This window comes from Paenibacillus hemerocallicola (assembly GCF_006265175.1).
GTDB lineage: Bacteria > Bacillota > Bacilli > Paenibacillales > NBRC-103111 > Paenibacillus_AB > Paenibacillus_AB hemerocallicola.
In genome coordinates this window covers 18,711-35,401 of the sequence record NZ_VDCQ01000004.1, presented here as the reverse complement: position 1 = coordinate 35,401, position 16,691 = coordinate 18,711, and the positions used below count along the sequence as shown (strand labels likewise).

Below are 16,691 nucleotides of genomic sequence, written 5' to 3'. Positions count from 1 at the left end.
GAATGATGATATTTCGGGACTGTTCAGGAAGATTGTTCCTGTGTTACACTCGATGTAAACTGACTAGTCAGTACAAATTAATATTGGCGGAAGAGCAGCGAGTCTTGAAAGGATGATCAAGGATGAGTCGAATCAAAGTTTTGCAGGCGGCGATCGGGGTGTTCGCCGAGAAAGGGTATCATCAGGCAAGCATGGACGATATCGCTCTGAGGGCGGATGTGGCAAAGGGCACGCTGTATTATCATTTCAGCGGCAAATCGGAGCTGTTCAAGACTGTCGTTAGCGATGGTTTGCGGCATTTGAAGGCACGGATCGATTCGGATCTTAACGCGGGACTGAAGCTGGAGGAACAAATCAAGCGGATAATCGGGCATAACCTCGACTTGTTCACGGATAACAGCGGGCTGGCCCATATCGTCTTTCACGAATTGACGAACGGGATCGACGAAGAGGTGCTTGCGGAGCTGAAGAAGCTGCGCGAAGAGTACGTGTGCTACATCGCAGGCATATTGGAGGAAGGCCAAAAGCACGGAATCGTTCGCGCCATGAACTGCAGGCTGGCCGCGACAGGCGTTATTGGCCTCGTGGACAGCAGCTGCGATTATTTCCTGAGCAATGAGGGCGGCATATCGCGGGAAGAGATCGAGAATTTTCTCTATATGACCGTTACATCGGGTTTATTTATCGGGAATAGCGGGGGTTAATTTTTTGATTTTTTGCACTGACCAGTCAGTTCGAAGATGGAGAAAAAGGAGATACGCCCATGATCCCGATCGTTCCGGAGGAATTGATTCCCTTATCCAAGTTCCGGCAAATGAGAATGTCTTTCCCCGTACAATTCCAAGAGCAAAAAGGCTCGTGGCACGTGTACAAATATGAAGATGTCAAAACGGTGCTTTCCGACCATGAGCGGTTCTCATCCCAGTTTCAGACTGTTCGCTCCAATGATGAGCCGATCGAGTCAAGCGTACTGAGAAGGGACCCGCCCAAGCACAGGCAACTGAGGTCGCTTGTATCCCAAGCGTTCTCGCCGAGGGCGGTGGAAGCGTTGATTCCTCTGATCCGCTCCGTAACGCATCAGCTTCTGGACGAGGCGCAATCGAAAGGAGCGGTCGACGCGCTGCGCGAGTTTGCCGGTCCGCTGCCGGTAATCGTCATTGCGGAGATGCTCGGCATTCCTCGGGAAGACCGGGACCGGTTCAAGCAATGGTCCGACGAGCTCGTCGGCAACGATTCGGATAACTATTTTCGCTGCCAAAAGGAGATGACCGACTATTTCTCATCGGTCGCCGAGCAGCGCAGGCGCGAGCCGCAGGACGATCTGATCAGCCGGCTTACGGCCGTTAACGTGGACGATGAGCGGCTTAGCGATGCGGAGCTGATCGGGTTTTGCATTTTGCTGCTCGTAGCCGGCAACGAAACGACGACCAACTTCATCGGCTCGGCCATTTTGTGCCTGGACGGCTTGCCGGATGAACGGGATCGTCTTGCCGCCGATTCGGATCTGGTTCCCCAAGCGCTGGAAGAAGTGCTCCGTTATTGTTCTCCGGTACAGACTATGGTCCGCCGGGTCGTGCGCGATACGGAATTGCGCGGGCAGCGGCTGATTGCCGGGCAGCATGTCCACGTCCGGATCGGCTCCGCCAACCATGACGAGGACGTGTTCGAGCGGCCTGATATTTTCGACGGCTCGCGCAATCCGAATCCGCATGTCGCGTTCGGTCACGGTATTCATTTTTGTCTGGGCTCGCAACTAGCCCGACTGGAAGCGGGCATTGCCGTAAAGGCGCTGCTGGAGCGTTTCCCGCGGTTCGCGAGAGACCGCTCGTACGATTTGAAAAGGCTGGACAGCTGGATCGTCTTCGGGGTGAACCGTCTCCCCGTTCGGCTAAACTAATCAAGCTCGAGCACGGTTAATTGCCGCTGGCGTCGATTTTGCACAAATATTGCTTTGGCGTACAGCCGTTGAACCGTTTGAACAGCTCGTAGAAATGGGCCATATTCTCGATGCCTACGGCTCTCGCGATGTCTCCGACGTTTTGTCCGCTGGTCACGAGCAGGCGTTCCGCCTTGGCGATCCGCTTCCGGTTGACATAGTCGGTGAACGGGGAGCCCATCGCTTTTTTGAAATATTTGGAGAAGTAGAAATAGCTCATGCCGGCAATCTGGCTCACCTGCTCCAGCTCGATTTTTTCCGACAAATGAGTGTCCACGTATTCCAAAATCGGTTTCATTACCCCCGGGTCGATCAAATCGTGCGCCTGGAGCAGTCCTCGCGAATCCCCCCGGAGCAACGTAAGCAGCAGGTGCTTGATATGCATGCTGGCGGCGATTTCGTACCCGGTCGTTTTGTCCATAATTTCCTGGTGGATCCGTTCGATGATCGTTCCGACTTCGGCACGAACGCCCGGGTTTTCGCCGAACATGTAGTTCAATTCCTCCAGCGGGTGATGCACCTCCGAGAAATGCCGGTAATATCGCATCATCGCCGGATCGAAATACGGCTCGAAATCGACATGCAGCACGATATAGACGAGCTTCTCGGGGCCGATGATCCGGGAGCGGTGAAGCTGCGAAGAGCCGACTACCATCACTTCGCCTTCACCCAGCATGTAAGTGTGATTCGGGGTATGCATCTCGTGAAGCCCTTTTTTCACGAGTATAAACTCGACTTCCTTATGGTAGTGCCAGCGGACCGGCTGGACCGACTGGACAGGCTTGGGCGGAACGGAAGCGCTGTGCTGGGCTTCGAATTGCCATACTTTGATGCACAGCACGGGATTTTGATAATGGATCGGTTCTTTGTATATTTCCATAAGGTCGCGGTTCCTCCCATACGGGCATGGCAAAATTGGATATAAAACCGACAAATGACGGCATATACGCCGGACGGCAAAGGCTGTATCGTTGGCCATAGGGTTATTATACAACGAAATGAAGAGAGGGAAAGCCATGAAAGTAGCCATCGTCGGCTGCGGAGGATTGGGTAACGTTCATGCGAGCAGCTATGCCAAAATTCCCGGCGTAACCGTTGTCGGAGTATGCGATCTGGACGAGAAGCTCGTTCAGAGACTGGCAGAGCGGACTGGCGCGAAAGCGTATACGTCGTTCGACGATATGCTGGAGCAATCCGGCTGCGAGGTCGTCAGCGTCACATTGCCGAGCTATCTGCACAAGCCGTTCGCGATCAAGGCGGCCAGTGCCGGCAAACATGTTATTTCGGAAAAGCCTATCGCGCTCAGCCTGGAGGATGCGGCCGAAGTGATTCGCGTATGCCAGGAAAACGGTGTCCGTCTGTTCGTCGGACATGTCGTCCGCTTCTTCCCGGAATATGTGCAAATGAAAAATAGAGTCGCTCAAGGCGCAATCGGTCGGGCCGGCGTAGCTCACGCGAAACGCATCGGGGGACATCCCGGCATACGCCGTCCGTGGTTTAAAGACGACGAAAAGAGCGGCGGCGTCGTGATCGACCTGATGGTGCACGACCTCGATTTCCTGCGCTGGACGCTCGGCGAAGTTCGGTCGGTTTACGGACTCCGCAAGCTGGAGGGCGATGTGGATTACGCATCGGCCACGCTCATATTCGAGAACGGAGCGGTTGCCAACGTGGAAGCGTACTGGGGATACCCGGGGGCGTTCACGACCGCCGCCGAGATCGCCGGCAGCTCCGGCATTATCCGCAGCGACAGCTCCAAATCGGTATCGCTGCAAGTCCGGAAAGCCGCCGGTGCGGAATCGGGCGGTCCGTTCGTCGAAGTTCCGCAAAGCCCGGGCTTCAACAGTCCGTTCGAGCTGGAAATCCGCCACTTCATCGACTGCATCCGGGAAAACCGCGAGCCAATCGTGACGGCTCACGATGCTTACAAGGCGCTGGAGATCGGTCTGGCGATCATGGAATCGGCGCGAACCGGCCAAGCGGTTTACTTGGATAACAGCGTACGGGAGGGATCGCGATGAAAAAGCTGAAAATCGGCATGATCAGCTTCGCCCACGGCCATGCCTTCTCCTATTTGAATGCTTTGCTGTCGCTGCCGGAAGTGGAAGTCGTCGGCATCGCGGACGAAGTCAAAAGCCGAGTGGAAGCCGCCGTTGCCAAAAACGGCTTGAATTATTACGAAGACTACCGCGATCTGCTCGCCGTAGCGGACATGGATGCAGTCGTCATTTGCTCGGAGAATGCGTTCCATGCCCAGCTCACGATCGACTCGGCCAAAGCGAAGAAACACGTCATTTGCGAGAAGCCGCTAGGTATATCCGTCACCGAGATGGAGCAGATGATCGCAGCCTGCAACGAAAATGGCGTTCAGCTGTTCACGGCGTTCCCTTGTCGTTATCTGGCCGCAGTCATTAATGCGAAAGCGGCCGTTGACCGCGGCGAGATCGGCGCGATATTGGCGATTAAAGGCACGAACCGCGGCTCGATGCCGGGAAAATGGTTCGTCGAGCCGGAACTGTCCGGCGGCGGCGCCCTGCTGGATCATACGGTCCACGTCATGGACCTGATGAACTGGTTTACCGGTTCCAAGGTGACCGAGGTTTATGCATACGCCGCTACTTTGTTCCACGAGAACTTGAAGGTGGACGACGCGGGCATGATCCATGTCAAATTCGAGAACGGCACCGTCGGCGTGCTGGACACGAGCTGGTCGCGCCCGAAGGCGTTCCCGACATGGGGCGACGTGACGATGGAAATCGTCGGAACGAAGGGCTCGATCTCCGTAGACAGCTTCGCGCAAAAAAACGAGCTGTTCAACGAGGAGATCGGCAAAGGCCAATATTTGCCTTGGGGCGACAATATGGACCATTACATGGTCAAAGCGTTCGTCGAAGCGCTCATCGCCGGCAAGCCTGCCCCGATCTCGGGCGTGGACGGTCTCCGCTCGGCGGAAGTGGCTTTGGCGGGATACGAGTCGGTGAAGACCGGCCAGCCGGTGAAGCTTCAAGCGTAACTATAAGTAAAGCAGGAACGGGCAGAGACGATTTAATTCGTCTCTGTTTTTTTGTATAAGTTCTTGGAAACGACACACCGAATTCGTTCTGGACAAAAAAGGCCGTCTGCCGATATAATTCAATATATGTATAAAACCTATTGTTCCTATTAAAATAGTAAGAAAAATTCCTGGGCGAAAGGGGACCGGTCAACTCATGCGGATTCCGACCTATTTGTTTCGCCTGATCGGCTTCACCTTTTGTCTCGGTGCGATTCCGTTGCTTATACTAGGCATGATTTCCTATCGGATCTCGTCCGACGAATTGGTGGCCAAGGCGAAGCAGACACAGCTGCAGCAGCTTACCCAAACGAAAAGCGATGTCGAGAACCTGCTCGCCAAGCTGGACTTGAACAACGCCGGCCATGCAAAAGCGGGCGGCATCGTCCCGATGGCGGCGCTTCGAACGGCAGTCCGGCTTAAGAGACAACTGAAGCGAAAGCAGGCTTCCTAACGGGAAGCCTTTATTGATTTGCCCCGAGCGCTCCTTCGACATTTACAGGAACCTATTTGGTCAGCTCCTTCACTGCCTGCTCCAGCATCGTCGCGCTGGCGATGGGCCCTTCGCCTTGTATCCACAGTCGTTGGTCCACCGGATAAATGCGGTTGTTTTTGACGGCTTTTAAGTTTTTCCATAGCGGACTGTTTTGCAGCTCCTTGATTTTGGCTTCGGCGTCATCCTGGGCGAGCAAAAAGATATGGTCAGGATCGAAATCGGGCAGCGCCTCCATCGAAACGGCGAGTTGCTTCTTGTCCAGCGGAACGCCTGAAGCGGGGCGAAGCGACAGATCGTCATACAGAACCGATCCTGCCGGACTGAGTTTCCCGTATACCCGGTATTCTTTCGGCAGAATGCGCAGGAACATGACCGTTTGTTCCCCGATGGCCGATTTGAGCTGTTTGGCGGCATTTTCCATCCTTTTGTCGTAATCCTCCAACACCTGTTTGGCTTTATCCTCTTTCCCGACGATGGGGGCGAACTCGTTCAACGTTTTACGCCAATCGAATTCGGACTGGGAGAGCAATATCGTTTTGGCAATTTTGGTCAACTGATCGTATGCTTTGTCGCTTCCGGGGGATGCGCCGATAATCAAATCCGGGTCCGCGGCCAAAATGGCTTCGGGATTCGCTTCGCCGATCGTTCCGAGAAATTTGACTCCGGACACCCGGTCGGCCAAATAGGGGGGAAGCTCATTTTTGACGAACGAGACCGTTGCTCCGGGCCGGACGTCCAGGGCGGCGAGATAATCGACGAAGCTGTAATCCAGAAGCGCGATATTTCCCGGCCGGGCGGTAAGCACGGTCTCTCCGGCAGCATGCCTGATCGTACGCTGGAACGGTTGGGCGTTCGCATCGGCCAATGTTTTACTTCCGGATGCGGAAGTGGAAGCGGCCGACGGCGCATTGCCGCTGCAGCCAGCTACCGCTACCGCTAACGCAGTCAAGCCGAGAAGCGCTGAAGCGAGTTTGAGTCGAGTTTCGTTCATGATGAATGAATAGCTCCTCCGTATAGTAGGTTTAATGCGGTTTTATACATAGATGACAGTTTATAGATTATATGATAATGAGAATCATTGTCAATATTAATTTTTGTTGCATCAATGGATTGGCTATCAAGCAGCGAGTACTGCATTACGTTTTCTAATCCGATTCCGATCTCCGTCAGGCGAGTGTCGGAAATGGATAAAAGCCCGAAACTCCTTGTCAATGTTGAGATAACCGTTCGGATAACTTGTTGTATGATGGATATTTACGTGCCGCTTTTCCGGTCCCTATAATCGGGCTTAACGATAACCGCACAGGACCCGGATGAACGAACCGGGCGCAGGGCGGTTCCGACCGATAACGGATGGGAATATGAGAGTTCTCAGAAGATTGTCCAGAGACAAGCTGTTATACGTGATGGTGCTGCCCGGCTTGCTGTATTTCGCCATTTTCAAATACGTTCCGATGTGGGGCGTGCTGATGGCGTTTCAGGATTTCAAGCCGCACCTCGGCTTTTGGCAAAACGATTGGGTAGGACTGAAGCATTTTAACCGGTTTTTCGGCGAGCCGGAGTTTTGGATGCTGTTCCGCAATACGATGGTGCTCGGAATATACAACCTGGTTTTCTTCTTTCCGCTGCCGATCGCGCTCGCTTTGCTGCTGAACGAGGTGCGCCGGACTGTCTACAAGCGGTTCGTGCAGACGCTGCTGTACGTGCCCCACTTCGTTTCGTGGGTCGTCGTCGTTGGCATTTACTACATTTTTTTCACGACGGAGGGCGGTGTGGTCAATGTGCTGATTCAGGCGGCGGGAGGTACGGAAGTTCCGTTTCTGATGGAGCCGGGCTGGTTCCGCACGCTTGTGACGTCCCAAGTGATATGGAAGGAAACCGGCTGGGGAACGATCATTTTTCTCGCCGCTCTCGCCGGCGTAGACCCGGGGCTCTACGAATCGGCCCGCATCGACGGCGCGAACCGGTGGAGGCGAAAATCGACGGCTGCAACGACTTCCGGGTTTTTGTCCGCATCGTGCTGCCATTGTCGACCCCGGCGCTTGCCACCTTCGCCTTGTATTACGCCGTCAGCAACTGGAACGAATACGTTGACGCGGTGCTGTACATCAACAGTGCGCAGAAGTGGGTCGGCGAGCTCGTGGACCGGCTCGAACGGAGGGGCTTCGCGGACAATACGATCGTCGTATTTTGTTCGGATCACGGGGAAATGCTCGGCGACCACGGCCTGTTTCTGAAGACGGTTTTTTACGAGGGAGCTCTGCGCGTGCCGCTTATCGTGGCCGATCCGGGAGGAAACAGGCGCGGCCAAGTGAGCGACGCGCTCGTCGAATTGGCCGATCTGCATCCTACCCTGCTCGATTGGGCGGGGCGGAATACAGCCGTTCGGCAATGGACGGCAAGTCGCTGCTGCCGGTGCTGGCCGGCGATACGGACGAGCACAAGCGTTATCAGGTAAGCGAACTGCTGAACGGCAGGGCGATCGCCGACCGAAAATATAAATATATCGAGACATACAACGATATCCCCGAGCTGAACGATCTGGAGCTTGATCCCGGGGAGCGCCGCAATTTGGCCGGCGAGCTGCCGGAGGCGGCGGCCGAGCTGGAGAAGCAATTGAAGAAAGCGTGCAAATAAAACACCGGGGAGGGCTCGCGCGATGGGTTTGGCAAACCGGGGATCTTTTCGACTTTCCCGTACTATAATCCCCCTTTGGACAATGAAGGGAATTCTCACTTATACTTAGGAAGAAATTCGGGGAAAAGGGGAAGTCGAAAAACTATGAATCGTTACGCCATCGTGTTCGATGTCGGGGGAACCTCGATCAAAGCAGCCGTCGTCCGGGAAGATGGGGAGACCGTCCCCGATACGGTGGAAACGTTTCCTTCCTGCGGAAAGGAAGGGAAAGAAACGCTGCTTGCCCACTTCTACGGCCTTATTGCAGGACGGGTAGCGCTGCTTGACAAGCTGTCCGGAGGAGCTCCGTTCGAAGTGATCGGCGTCGGCTACGCGTTTCCATCCCCGTTCGATTACGAGAACGGGATATGCTACATTCGCGGACAGGACAAGTACGACGCGTTATACGGTACGAATTTGCGGGAGGCGATGAAGGAGCGCATAGCAGCCGATGCGGAAGTCGGGGAGAAGCTGTCCGCCCAGGCGACTATCGTGTTCGATAACGATGCGGCCATGTTTGCGGCCGGGCAATTGGCTTTCGGGCACGCGAAACGTTACCGCCGTTCCATTTGCATTACGATCGGAACGGGTACGGGGTCCTCGTTTATCGACGAGAACGGGATCGTGAAGGGCAGAGAATTGTGGAACGATCCGTTCCGCGACGGCATTGCGGACGATTACATATCGAAGCGGGGCATGCTGCGGGTAGCGGCCGCCTATGGCTTGGGCGCGGATGGGGACGTCAAGGCGATCGCCGACGCCGCGCGTACGGGCGATACGAAGGCGGCGGATGCGTTCGCGAGCTTCGGCCGCCTGTTCGGCGAGCTGCTGGCGCCGTATATCCGCGAGTTCCGGCCGGAGGCGATTATCGTCGGCGGCAATATCGCGAAAAGCCACGAGCTGTTTATCCCCTCCGCAAAAGCGGAGATCGTGGTCTGCGGAGTGCCGCCACAGGAGGTTCCGACGTTCGAGACCGTGGAGGATACGTCGGGCAGCGCATTTGCCGGCGCTTTGTCGCTGCTGAAGGCTGAGAGGTGAAACAAGGAAAGCGGCACCGCGAATGGTGCCGCTTTATTTGCGTTTCAGTGTCGATATGATGAAATCGACGAGCCATCCGACCAGTCTCGATATCGCAGGCAGCCGGAAGGCCGTTGTTAGTTTCGGGGTCCCCGCAAAGTACCGTGGATAAGCATCGGAGCAATGCCCCGCTTTGTGGGGTTAATATAAGTATGTCGGTCCGTCTCTCCACACCGGTTACTCCTGAGAATCGACGTTCGACGGGCCGATCAGATCGTCGTCTTCCTTGTTGTCTCTGACCGTCTTCTGCAGCACGAACGAGGACATGGTGAGAAAGAGCGCTGTTACGGCGTAGTAGCCTTGCACGGACAACGGTTGATTCAAGTTGTAGATACCGATGAACATGGCGATCAGGGCGGTGGCGAAGGCGGCCCAGGCCAGGAAGTTGAAGGCGCCCGTGTTCCGTTTTTTGCCGGTGTGCTCGTCTTCCTGATTGTCGCGGACCGTTTTCTGCAGGACGAAGGCGGACATGGTCAAGTACAAGGCGGCGACGGCGTAATACCCTTTGACGGAAAGCTCTTCTTCCAGCGTGTAGATTCCGATAAACATCGCCAGAAACGCACTAGTAAACGATGCCCATGCCATAAATGAAAATGCTGCCGTATTTCTTCTTCTCATCATCATACAACACCTCGGATAAGGAGTATTGGCGCCTGACGCCGCGCCGGCCGAATTTTGTCGATTGCCGTCTGTCGGAGTGCCGTTCGTTTAGCGCTTAGTCTTAGTACCTGATCTTATATTATATCCGCGTCCCTCAAGCGAATAGTACTAACTTTTCGTAGTACCCGGCATGTGGTACACTTTGGGACAGGAGCAAGGCTTCGCGCCACGCGTGCCGACTTCGGAAGGGGGAAACGGATTGTTTGCGCAGCAAAGGCATCAAGCGATCGTCCATAAGCTGGAACGGGAGAAATCGGTCAAAGCGTCGGAGCTGATGGAGCTGCTCGGCGTTTCGTTCGAGACGATCCGGCGCGATTTGGAGCATCTGGAAAGAGAAGGACTGCTTACGCGCGTCCATGGCGGCGCGATATCGAAGCAGTTGGATTACAGCAGGGAAATACCGCTGACCGTGCGGGAAACGGCTTTCCTCAAGCAAAAAAGCGAGCTGGCCGAAATCGCCTCGCGATATGTGGAACAAGGCATGTCGATCGCCATGGACGTCAGCACGACGAATACCGAATTTGCCAAGCTGCTGAAGCGCAAATTCGAAAGGCTCACCGTCATTACAAACTCGCTTCCGATCGCGACCTTGCTCGTCGATATGCCGCATTACACGATCGTGCTGATCGGCGGGGTCATCCGCAACGAGGAACAGAGCCTGATCGGCGATCTGGCCGAGCAATTTGCCGCCCGTTTTCATCCCGACCTGTTTTTTATGAGCATGAGCGGGGTGACGTTGTCCGAAGGAATTACCGATTACGGGATCGGAGAAATCCAGGTGAAAAAAATATTGCTGAACAACGCGAAGCGCACGATCGCGCTTGCGGACAGCAGCAAATTCGATTGCGTGTCGCTCACCAAAATATGCGGCGCGACCGAGGTGGAACGCTTCGTCACCGATCCCGATATCGACCGTGGGCTCGTGGAGCGGTACGGGCGGCACGGCATCGAAATTGTGTGCGAGTGAGAAAGAACAGACGACGGGATCAATGCGTCTGAGGCAAGCCGCTTTAATACTTGTAGGATCGGGCGCTGCGCGAATGCAGCTGTTCCGATCCTTTTTTGCATGGCAAGCGTTGTGGCGGAACGGAAACCATTCTCTCATAGGTACTGGATCTCAGCTTGGCTTAGTACCGTCTTTGTTTTTGATTTCGGGAATTGGGGTTGTATATGTGTGAATTATATTGCGTATTTGTGTATATATGTGCTAATTTGTGTATATAAGTGGTTTCTTTAAGAGTAGGAGGCTGGGTATGCCTTTACCGGAGCTGTCGTTGCTTCTCGTAGTCGGTTCGGGGCAGGCGCATGCGGTTTGGAACCTGTTTGCCAAAAAAAGCGAGAGCAAAGCCGTTTTTCTGTGGGCCATGTACATCCCGTCCACGATCGTGCTGCTGCCTGTCGCATGGAAGGAGCTGACGAAAGGAGACATAGCCGCGGAGGCGTGGTTCCTGATCGCGTTATCGATCATTTTGCAAAGCGTCTACTCGCTGCTGCTCGCGGTGACCTATAGACGCAGCGATCTGTCGCAGGCTTATCCGATCATGAGGGGGACCTCGACGCTGCTCGTGCCGGTGCTGGGCGTCGCGTTTTTGCACGAATCTTTACCGGCCATCGGTTGGCTCGGCATCCTTTGCCTGGTCGCGGGCTTCGTGGCGATGAGCGGCTGGACGCCGACGCGGAACGGGGAACGGTTGTCATTGAAGCCTATTATGCTGGCCCTGTCCGTCGGATTATGCACGACGTCGTACACGCTCGTCGATAAGCTGAATCTCGGGACGCTGTCGCCGCTCGCCCTGCTCGCCGTCACGAACATCGGCTTCATCCTGGGACTCACTCCGTCCGCGTTTTCTTCCCGGAAAATAACGGCGATCGTGTTTCGCCAATGGAAGACTTATGCGGTCGGAGCGGTTTTATCCCCGGGGTCCTATTTGCTATTTCTATACGCGATGCAGCACGCGCAAGTAACCTATGTCGCTCCGCTCCGCGAAGTCGGCATCGTGTTCGGTGCGCTCCTAGGAGTGATCGTCCTGAAGGAAAAGCACGGAGCGAGGCGTCTGGCGGCATCCGTTGTCGTTGTCGCGGGAATTTTTCTTATCGCGGTTTCGGGATATTAGTAGAGCTATCGTCTGGGATAACGTATCCCTTCATCGATTTTCGCTCGGGCCGTACGACCCGGACTAACCCGGTCATGGGCAAATAGCTTTTTAGTTGCATTGAAGCCGTTTTTAGCGGAAAAACGCAATCTTTTCGTATGAATTAAATACGCCGATCTTTCTACTCGAAAATTTTTTTCATCGAGAATTGCTCGCCGCGTACGCGGGGCGGTCGCGGAAAATAAGGCTGGAACCAACCTTATTTCGTGAAATCGGAGCACCTCAGCAAGAACCATGCTGAATTTAGGCAAGCGACCAGCGATCATGGGCGGAGGGAAATCGAATGGAACAGAAAGCTAATACGTCCGTAAGCGAATCGGCAGGGCTGCCCGACTATTTGGCGGCCGAGGCGGAAGAAGTGTTGACCCGTTGCCGTTCGGTGCAGCATGCAGATACGGTCAATTTCGTCTTTATTACCGATATTCATCATAGCGCGGGCGGCAACCAGCTGTTCGCGGTGGAGGCGATTAAACGATTGGCCGGCCATATTCGTCTGGAGGCGATCGTTTGCGGCGGCGATCACAGCAAGAACGGTCCGAAAGCGGAGTTCATGGAGTCCCAGCAGCAATTGATGAACAGGCTCAACGACATCGGTCTTCCCTTTTTTCCATTGAAAGGGAATCATGACGATAATTCTATTTACGACCACTATCGCGATCCGGACCGGACGGGGAACGTCGTTTTTCCCGAAGAAAGCTACGACTTGTATGTCCGTAGAATCGAACGGTCGGTGTCGCTTGATCCGGCTCGCCCCAACGGTCTGTACTACTGCTTCGATATCCCCGGCAATAAGGTCAGAATGATCGTGTTGAACTGTATCGACATTCCTTACCGGACAACGGATAGAGGAGGGCTGCGGATAAAGGGGCAATGGCAATATGCATTCTCGAACGAGCAGCTGCGCTGGATGGCACACGACGCGCTCGACATGCGCGATAAACCGGATCGCGGGGAGTGGTCCGTCGTCATTTTCTCCCATGTCTCGATCGGGCAGGAAGACGTATTCGGCGCCGACCATCCGATAGCGAACGAGGAGGCGATGTGGGGCATTATCGCGGCTTACCGCAACGGCGGCACGTATCGGTCCGTTCCGACGGACGGCGATTTCGCCCAATCGGTCGAGGCCGACTATTCGGCGTGCGGTCCCGGGAGCGTGGCGGGATGCTTTTTCGGCCATGTCCATTACGACCAGGTGCTCGTTAAGGATGGAATCCCGCTCATCTCGACGCTTAATGCCGTGACGAACCGGGATTTCGAGGTAGCGCCGGAGAGGGTTGAGGGAACGAGGACCGAGACGGCTTTCGATATCGTGACGCTCGATGTGCGGCACCGTATGCTCCACTTGACGAGATTCGGCGCGGGAAATGACCGGAGCTTGCGATACTAGCAGGCGATGACGGGCAACAAGCAAGAAAGGATGCGGAGCCGGGCGTGGCGCAGTGGGAATGGTAGTCCGGGGCAATTGTGGTTACAATAGGTTCAGTTGCAAGAGCGATCCGTATCGATGAAAAGGAGACGTAGGATTGGCTACACTGGACCAGCCGCTGCCGGCGGAGCTGTGCAGGCAGCATAAACGAAGCTCGAAAATTCAAATCGCGAGAAGAGCGGTGTTCATTTTTCTCGGGGCGGCTCTCGTATCCGTCGGGCTCGAAATCTTTCTAGTGCCGAACAATATTATCGATGGCGGCGTTGTCGGCATCTCGATCATTTGCCAGCATTTGACCGGCTTGCCGCTCGGCTTGTTTTTGACGTTGATCAACTTGCCCTTTCTGCTGCTGGGCTACAAGCAGATCGGCAAAACGTTCGCGATCTCTACGCTTTACGGGGTCATCGTCATGTCAATCGGAACGGCTCTGCTGCACCCTGTCGAACCGTTAACGATCGATCCGCTGCTCGCTGCGGTGTTCGGAGGCATCATATTGGGAATCGGCGTCGGGATCGTGATCCGCGTCGGCGGCTCGCTTGACGGAACGGAAATCGTAGCGATTTTGCTGAACAAAAAGTCGCCGTTCTCCGTAGGCGAAATCGTGATGTTTTTCAACTTTTTCATTCTCGGCAGCGCCGGCTTCGTATTCGGGTGGGACCGGGCGATGTATTCGCTGATTGCCTATTATATCGCGTTCAAAATGATCGACCTGACGATCGAAGGATTCGACGAGTCGAAATCGGTATGGATCATTAGCGAGGATGCCAAAATGCTCGGAGACGCCATTCTTCAACGGCTCGGCCGAGGGGTCACTTATTTGAACGGGGAAGGCGGCTTCAGCGGCGACGACAAGCAGGTCATCTTCGCAGTCATTACGAGACTGGAGCAGGCAAAGCTGAAATCGATCGTGGAGGAGCTCGATCCCGGCGCCTTTCTCGCCATAGGCAACATTCACGATGTCAAGGGCGGGCGCTTCAAAAAGAAGGATATCCACTAGAATTCCCCAAAAAGTGAAGTATGGCGCTGTAGTGTAATCCGAATACTTTTCGGGGACCCCGAGTTAGCCCCAAAAAGTAAAGCGAACCTTTGCAGCGTAATCCTAATACTTTTCGGGGGCCCCGAAAAACTGCCCAGAAAGTGCAGTATGGCGCTGAAGTGTTATCCGAATACTTTCCGGGGACCCCGAGCTGTGCCCCAAAAAGTGAAGTATGGTGTTGCAGCGTAATCCGAATCCCAAAAAGTGAAGCGAACCTTTGCTGGCAAAGTTCCAGAGCCCAGTACCAGTAGTTCGTAACCTAGCGGTAAGTGGAACAAAAAGTTCCTCTATTGTTCCCCATGGCGTGGAAAAGGGGCCTAACGGAACGAATTGTTCCTCTATTACGCTCGGCGACTCGGTATACGGCCTGATTCCGGCCGATAGCGGAACTTTTCGTTCCGTTCGGGCCTTCTCACTCGGTTTCACGACTACTTAAAGGAACGATTTGTTCCCTCGCTGTCAAAATAGCGGAACTCATCGTTCTAAATCCCGATCGTCCATCCTCATCGCGGCGTTCCCATCGTGAAAAACCGAGTTGTGCACTAAACGATAAAAGGGGGCCGATGCGGACCGATCGAATTTATCAAACGATGTACACGCCAGATTCCGCACTAACTTGCAGTCATGTTCACTGCTCCAAATGTAAAAGTGCAGTTTGTACAAGCCAAGATCCTGATTTTCGCTAATCTGCCTGCAAAAGTGCATGCCGTTTGCCCCGATTTTCCGGGAAAATCGATTTCCGGGGTCATTTACCTGCATTTTTGCATGCAGAATCGCGCCAACTCCGCTATTGATCGAAACTGCATGCACTTTTGCATTTACGCTACCTATGCGGGTAAGCCGCAATCGACGATCGGTCGGTCATCGCGGGATGGGCCTCGTGTTCTCCGGGGAAACCGGACTATGTCCATAGCAAATCGAGAAAGAGACGGCGGGCCGATTACGGGGCACGACGTCTTTTTTCAATGAAAATGCAGGCCGGCGTGCCGCGTATTGCAAGGGACCTCGGCAACGAAGAAGTGGAGAAGACCGGCTTCGAGCTGGCGAATAAGGTTCCAAAAAGCTAAAGCGAAGCGGGCCTATGCGGCATGCTACGCCTCGGGAGGGGACGGACCGGAACGTTCGTCCCGAGCTCCGCAGGGGCTTTTTTTCGTTCCGCACACCGTATTTCGCCTCGAATTCTTCGGTCCTCCTGTTACCGTTCAGAGCTCGTGCCGGGCTCCTGTCTGAATTCGCTGGGGGTCAAGCCCGTCTCTTTTTTGAAATTGCTGCTGAAATAGTGGAGGCTGGAATATCCGAGCCTCTCCGAGATCGATTGGATCGATTCGCCCCGCAGCAGCATTTGCTTGGCTTGCTTGACCCTCTCCGCGACGAGAAATTGCTTCGGATTAGTCCCGGCCTCCTTGTTGAACAGTTTCGTGAAATAGCTCGGATGGTAGCCGCACAGCCCGGACAGCTCGGTTACCGACCAGTTCCGGTCCGGCCGTTCCCTCATGGCCCGCAGCGCCGGGCCGATTTTGCCTATTCTCTCCGCAGTATCCCGTGCTGTCCACTGCCTCACGGCAAGCGTGATCAGTTCCATCAACAGCGCTCTCAGCTGAAAAGAAAATCCGAGATGCTCGTGCTCGTATTCCTTCACGATTTCGTCCAATAACGGCTCCATGCCCGGCATGCGGAAGTGGTGCGGAATCGTGATTTCCGCGTGGCCGGGAATGTCCAGCCGGTGCTGCTCCGCTTTCAGCGATAAGGCTTTCGCAGGGAGCGTCTCGATCCGGTAAGCGGGATGCACGGGCTCGGGGGCGGAAGCTTGCCAGGAAAAATGCAAGCTGTAGTAGTCCGTCGGACGCACGATCGTCAGCAGATGCGGAGAACGAGCGCCGTAGAAGACGCACTCCCCCGGCTCGATTTTATACGTATCCGGTCCGAGCTGAAGCGTCGCTTCTCCTGCGACGACATAGAACCACTGACAGTCCGGAATTTGTCGGGGTCCCCAGCTGGTGCCTTTGGCGGCGCGTGAACGGCTCGCGTAATTGACGGCGGGCGCAAGCTCCGGCAACGATCCGATGTTCATCGGCATTCCCTCCAACAATCTTGAAAACTTGTAAACGAAGCGCGATTTGTTGCAAATACTCGGCCGGCCGGATCGATTACGATTAAAGCGTCATCAAAATCATAATCA

Annotated in this window: 16 protein-coding genes and 2 pseudogenes; 13 read left to right on the top strand and 5 right to left on the bottom strand. The window is 54.8% G+C overall.

Features of this window, described 5'->3' with window-relative positions; all coding sequences use genetic code 11:
• Positions 1–122 precede the first annotated feature (122 nt).
• Both FE784_RS03825 and FE784_RS03820 read left to right on the top strand, forming a co-directional pair.
• Complete coding sequence (locus tag FE784_RS03825; protein ID WP_139600807.1) at positions 123–704, top strand: TetR/AcrR family transcriptional regulator; 582 nt, start codon at positions 123–125, stop codon at positions 702–704.
• A 59-nt stretch (positions 705–763) separates the two neighbouring features.
• The gene (locus FE784_RS03820) at positions 764–1,897 is read left to right on the top strand and encodes a cytochrome P450 (protein ID WP_139600806.1); all 1,134 of its coding nucleotides are present in this window, start codon (positions 764–766) and stop codon (positions 1,895–1,897) included.
• 16 nt (positions 1,898–1,913) lie between these two features.
• Here FE784_RS03820 and FE784_RS03815 read toward each other — a convergent pair whose 3' ends face one another.
• Positions 1,914–2,816, bottom strand: a complete 903-nt coding sequence (locus tag FE784_RS03815) for a helix-turn-helix domain-containing protein (RefSeq protein ID WP_139600805.1) — start codon at positions 2,814–2,816, stop codon at positions 1,914–1,916.
• A 136-nt stretch (positions 2,817–2,952) separates the two neighbouring features.
• Here FE784_RS03815 and FE784_RS03810 point away from each other — a divergent pair, with 136 nt between their 5' ends.
• From FE784_RS03810 to FE784_RS03800, 3 genes are all read left to right on the top strand, one after another.
• Positions 2,953–3,957, top strand: coding sequence for a Gfo/Idh/MocA family protein (locus FE784_RS03810; RefSeq protein ID WP_139600804.1), 1,005 nt, complete (start codon positions 2,953–2,955; stop codon positions 3,955–3,957).
• Entirely contained in the window at positions 3,954–4,949 is a 996-nt protein-coding gene (locus FE784_RS03805) for a Gfo/Idh/MocA family protein (protein ID WP_139600803.1), read from the top strand. The genes FE784_RS03810 and FE784_RS03805 overlap by 4 nt, the downstream gene beginning before the upstream one ends.
• Positions 4,950–5,145: 196 nt before the next feature.
• Positions 5,146–5,442 (top strand): hypothetical protein, encoded by a 297-nt coding sequence (locus FE784_RS03800; protein WP_139600802.1) that lies wholly within the window; start codon positions 5,146–5,148, stop codon positions 5,440–5,442.
• A 52-nt stretch (positions 5,443–5,494) separates the two neighbouring features.
• Here FE784_RS03800 and FE784_RS03795 read toward each other — a convergent pair whose 3' ends face one another.
• The gene (locus FE784_RS03795; protein WP_139600801.1) at positions 5,495–6,475 is read right to left on the bottom strand and encodes an ABC transporter substrate-binding protein; all 981 of its coding nucleotides are present in this window, start codon (positions 6,473–6,475) and stop codon (positions 5,495–5,497) included.
• Between the two features lie 370 nt (positions 6,476–6,845).
• On the opposite strand from FE784_RS03795, the gene FE784_RS03790 reads away from it, so the two are divergent.
• The 4 genes and pseudogenes from FE784_RS03790 (at position 6,846) to FE784_RS03775 (ending at position 9,198) form a co-directional block, all read left to right on the top strand.
• A complete protein-coding gene (locus FE784_RS03790; RefSeq protein ID WP_342779075.1) occupies positions 6,846–7,721 on the top strand; it encodes an ABC transporter permease subunit in 876 nt (291 codons plus the stop codon).
• A pseudogene (locus FE784_RS42600) lies at positions 7,616–7,942 on the top strand (sulfatase-like hydrolase/transferase); the annotation flags it as partial. The gene FE784_RS03790 and the pseudogene FE784_RS42600, both read left to right, overlap by 106 nt.
• Positions 7,876–8,121: a hypothetical protein gene (locus FE784_RS03780; RefSeq protein ID WP_139600798.1), complete on the top strand. Its 246-nt coding sequence runs from the start codon at positions 7,876–7,878 to the stop codon at positions 8,119–8,121. The pseudogene FE784_RS42600 and the gene FE784_RS03780, both read left to right, overlap by 67 nt.
• 144 nt (positions 8,122–8,265) lie before the next feature.
• Positions 8,266–9,198 (top strand): ROK family protein, encoded by a 933-nt coding sequence (locus FE784_RS03775; RefSeq protein WP_139600797.1) that lies wholly within the window; start codon positions 8,266–8,268, stop codon positions 9,196–9,198.
• 216 nt (positions 9,199–9,414) lie between these two features.
• On the opposite strand, the gene FE784_RS41795 is transcribed toward FE784_RS03775, so the two are convergent.
• Both FE784_RS41795 and FE784_RS41790 read right to left on the bottom strand, forming a co-directional pair.
• A complete protein-coding gene (locus FE784_RS41795; protein ID WP_246131898.1) occupies positions 9,415–9,591 on the bottom strand; it encodes a YiaA/YiaB family inner membrane protein in 177 nt (58 codons plus the stop codon).
• 69 nt (positions 9,592–9,660) lie between these two features.
• Positions 9,661–9,855 (bottom strand): annotated as a pseudogene (locus tag FE784_RS41790) (YiaA/YiaB family inner membrane protein); the annotation flags it as partial.
• Positions 9,856–10,096: 241 nt separating this feature from the next.
• Between FE784_RS41790 and FE784_RS03765 the strand changes: the two are divergent.
• The 4 genes from FE784_RS03765 to FE784_RS03750 all read left to right on the top strand — a co-directional run bounded on the left by FE784_RS03765 (position 10,097) and on the right by FE784_RS03750 (position 14,473).
• The gene (locus tag FE784_RS03765; protein WP_139600796.1) at positions 10,097–10,864 is read left to right on the top strand and encodes a DeoR/GlpR family DNA-binding transcription regulator; all 768 of its coding nucleotides are present in this window, start codon (positions 10,097–10,099) and stop codon (positions 10,862–10,864) included.
• A 286-nt stretch (positions 10,865–11,150) separates the two neighbouring features.
• Positions 11,151–12,011, top strand: coding sequence for a DMT family transporter (locus FE784_RS03760; RefSeq protein ID WP_139600795.1), 861 nt, complete (start codon positions 11,151–11,153; stop codon positions 12,009–12,011).
• A gap of 322 nt (positions 12,012–12,333) precedes the next feature.
• Complete coding sequence (locus FE784_RS03755; protein WP_139600794.1) at positions 12,334–13,437, top strand: metallophosphoesterase family protein; 1,104 nt, start codon at positions 12,334–12,336, stop codon at positions 13,435–13,437.
• A gap of 169 nt (positions 13,438–13,606) precedes the next feature.
• Positions 13,607–14,473: a YitT family protein gene (locus tag FE784_RS03750; RefSeq protein ID WP_425465528.1), complete on the top strand. Its 867-nt coding sequence runs from the start codon at positions 13,607–13,609 to the stop codon at positions 14,471–14,473.
• Between the two features lie 1,234 nt (positions 14,474–15,707).
• On the opposite strand, the gene FE784_RS03745 is transcribed toward FE784_RS03750, so the two are convergent.
• The gene (locus tag FE784_RS03745) at positions 15,708–16,583 is read right to left on the bottom strand and encodes an AraC family transcriptional regulator (protein WP_176705951.1); all 876 of its coding nucleotides are present in this window, start codon (positions 16,581–16,583) and stop codon (positions 15,708–15,710) included.
• Positions 16,584–16,691 lie beyond the last annotated feature (108 nt).

Bases quoted from the DNA above. Each gene is read 5' to 3' on its own strand.
- FE784_RS03820 (WP_139600806.1), top strand. From the start codon at position 764: ATGATCCCGATCGTTCCGGAGGAATTGATTCCCTTATCCAAGTTCCGG.
- FE784_RS03780 (WP_139600798.1), top strand. From the start codon at position 7,876: ATGGACGGCAAGTCGCTGCTGCCGGTGCTGGCCGGCGATACGGACGAG.
- FE784_RS03825 (WP_139600807.1), top strand. From the start codon at position 123: ATGAGTCGAATCAAAGTTTTGCAGGCGGCGATCGGGGTGTTCGCCGAG.
- FE784_RS03815 (WP_139600805.1), bottom strand. From the start codon at position 2,816: ATGGAAATATACAAAGAACCGATCCATTATCAAAATCCCGTGCTGTGC.
- FE784_RS03790 (WP_342779075.1), top strand. From the start codon at position 6,846: ATGAGAGTTCTCAGAAGATTGTCCAGAGACAAGCTGTTATACGTGATG.
- FE784_RS03755 (WP_139600794.1), top strand. From the start codon at position 12,334: ATGGAACAGAAAGCTAATACGTCCGTAAGCGAATCGGCAGGGCTGCCC.
- FE784_RS03760 (WP_139600795.1), top strand. From the start codon at position 11,151: ATGCCTTTACCGGAGCTGTCGTTGCTTCTCGTAGTCGGTTCGGGGCAG.
- FE784_RS03795 (WP_139600801.1), bottom strand. From the start codon at position 6,475: ATGAACGAAACTCGACTCAAACTCGCTTCAGCGCTTCTCGGCTTGACT.
- FE784_RS03745 (WP_176705951.1), bottom strand. From the start codon at position 16,583: ATGAACATCGGATCGTTGCCGGAGCTTGCGCCCGCCGTCAATTACGCG.
- FE784_RS03810 (WP_139600804.1), top strand. From the start codon at position 2,953: ATGAAAGTAGCCATCGTCGGCTGCGGAGGATTGGGTAACGTTCATGCG.
- FE784_RS03800 (WP_139600802.1), top strand. From the start codon at position 5,146: ATGCGGATTCCGACCTATTTGTTTCGCCTGATCGGCTTCACCTTTTGT.
- FE784_RS03775 (WP_139600797.1), top strand. From the start codon at position 8,266: ATGAATCGTTACGCCATCGTGTTCGATGTCGGGGGAACCTCGATCAAA.
- FE784_RS03805 (WP_139600803.1), top strand. From the start codon at position 3,954: ATGAAAAAGCTGAAAATCGGCATGATCAGCTTCGCCCACGGCCATGCC.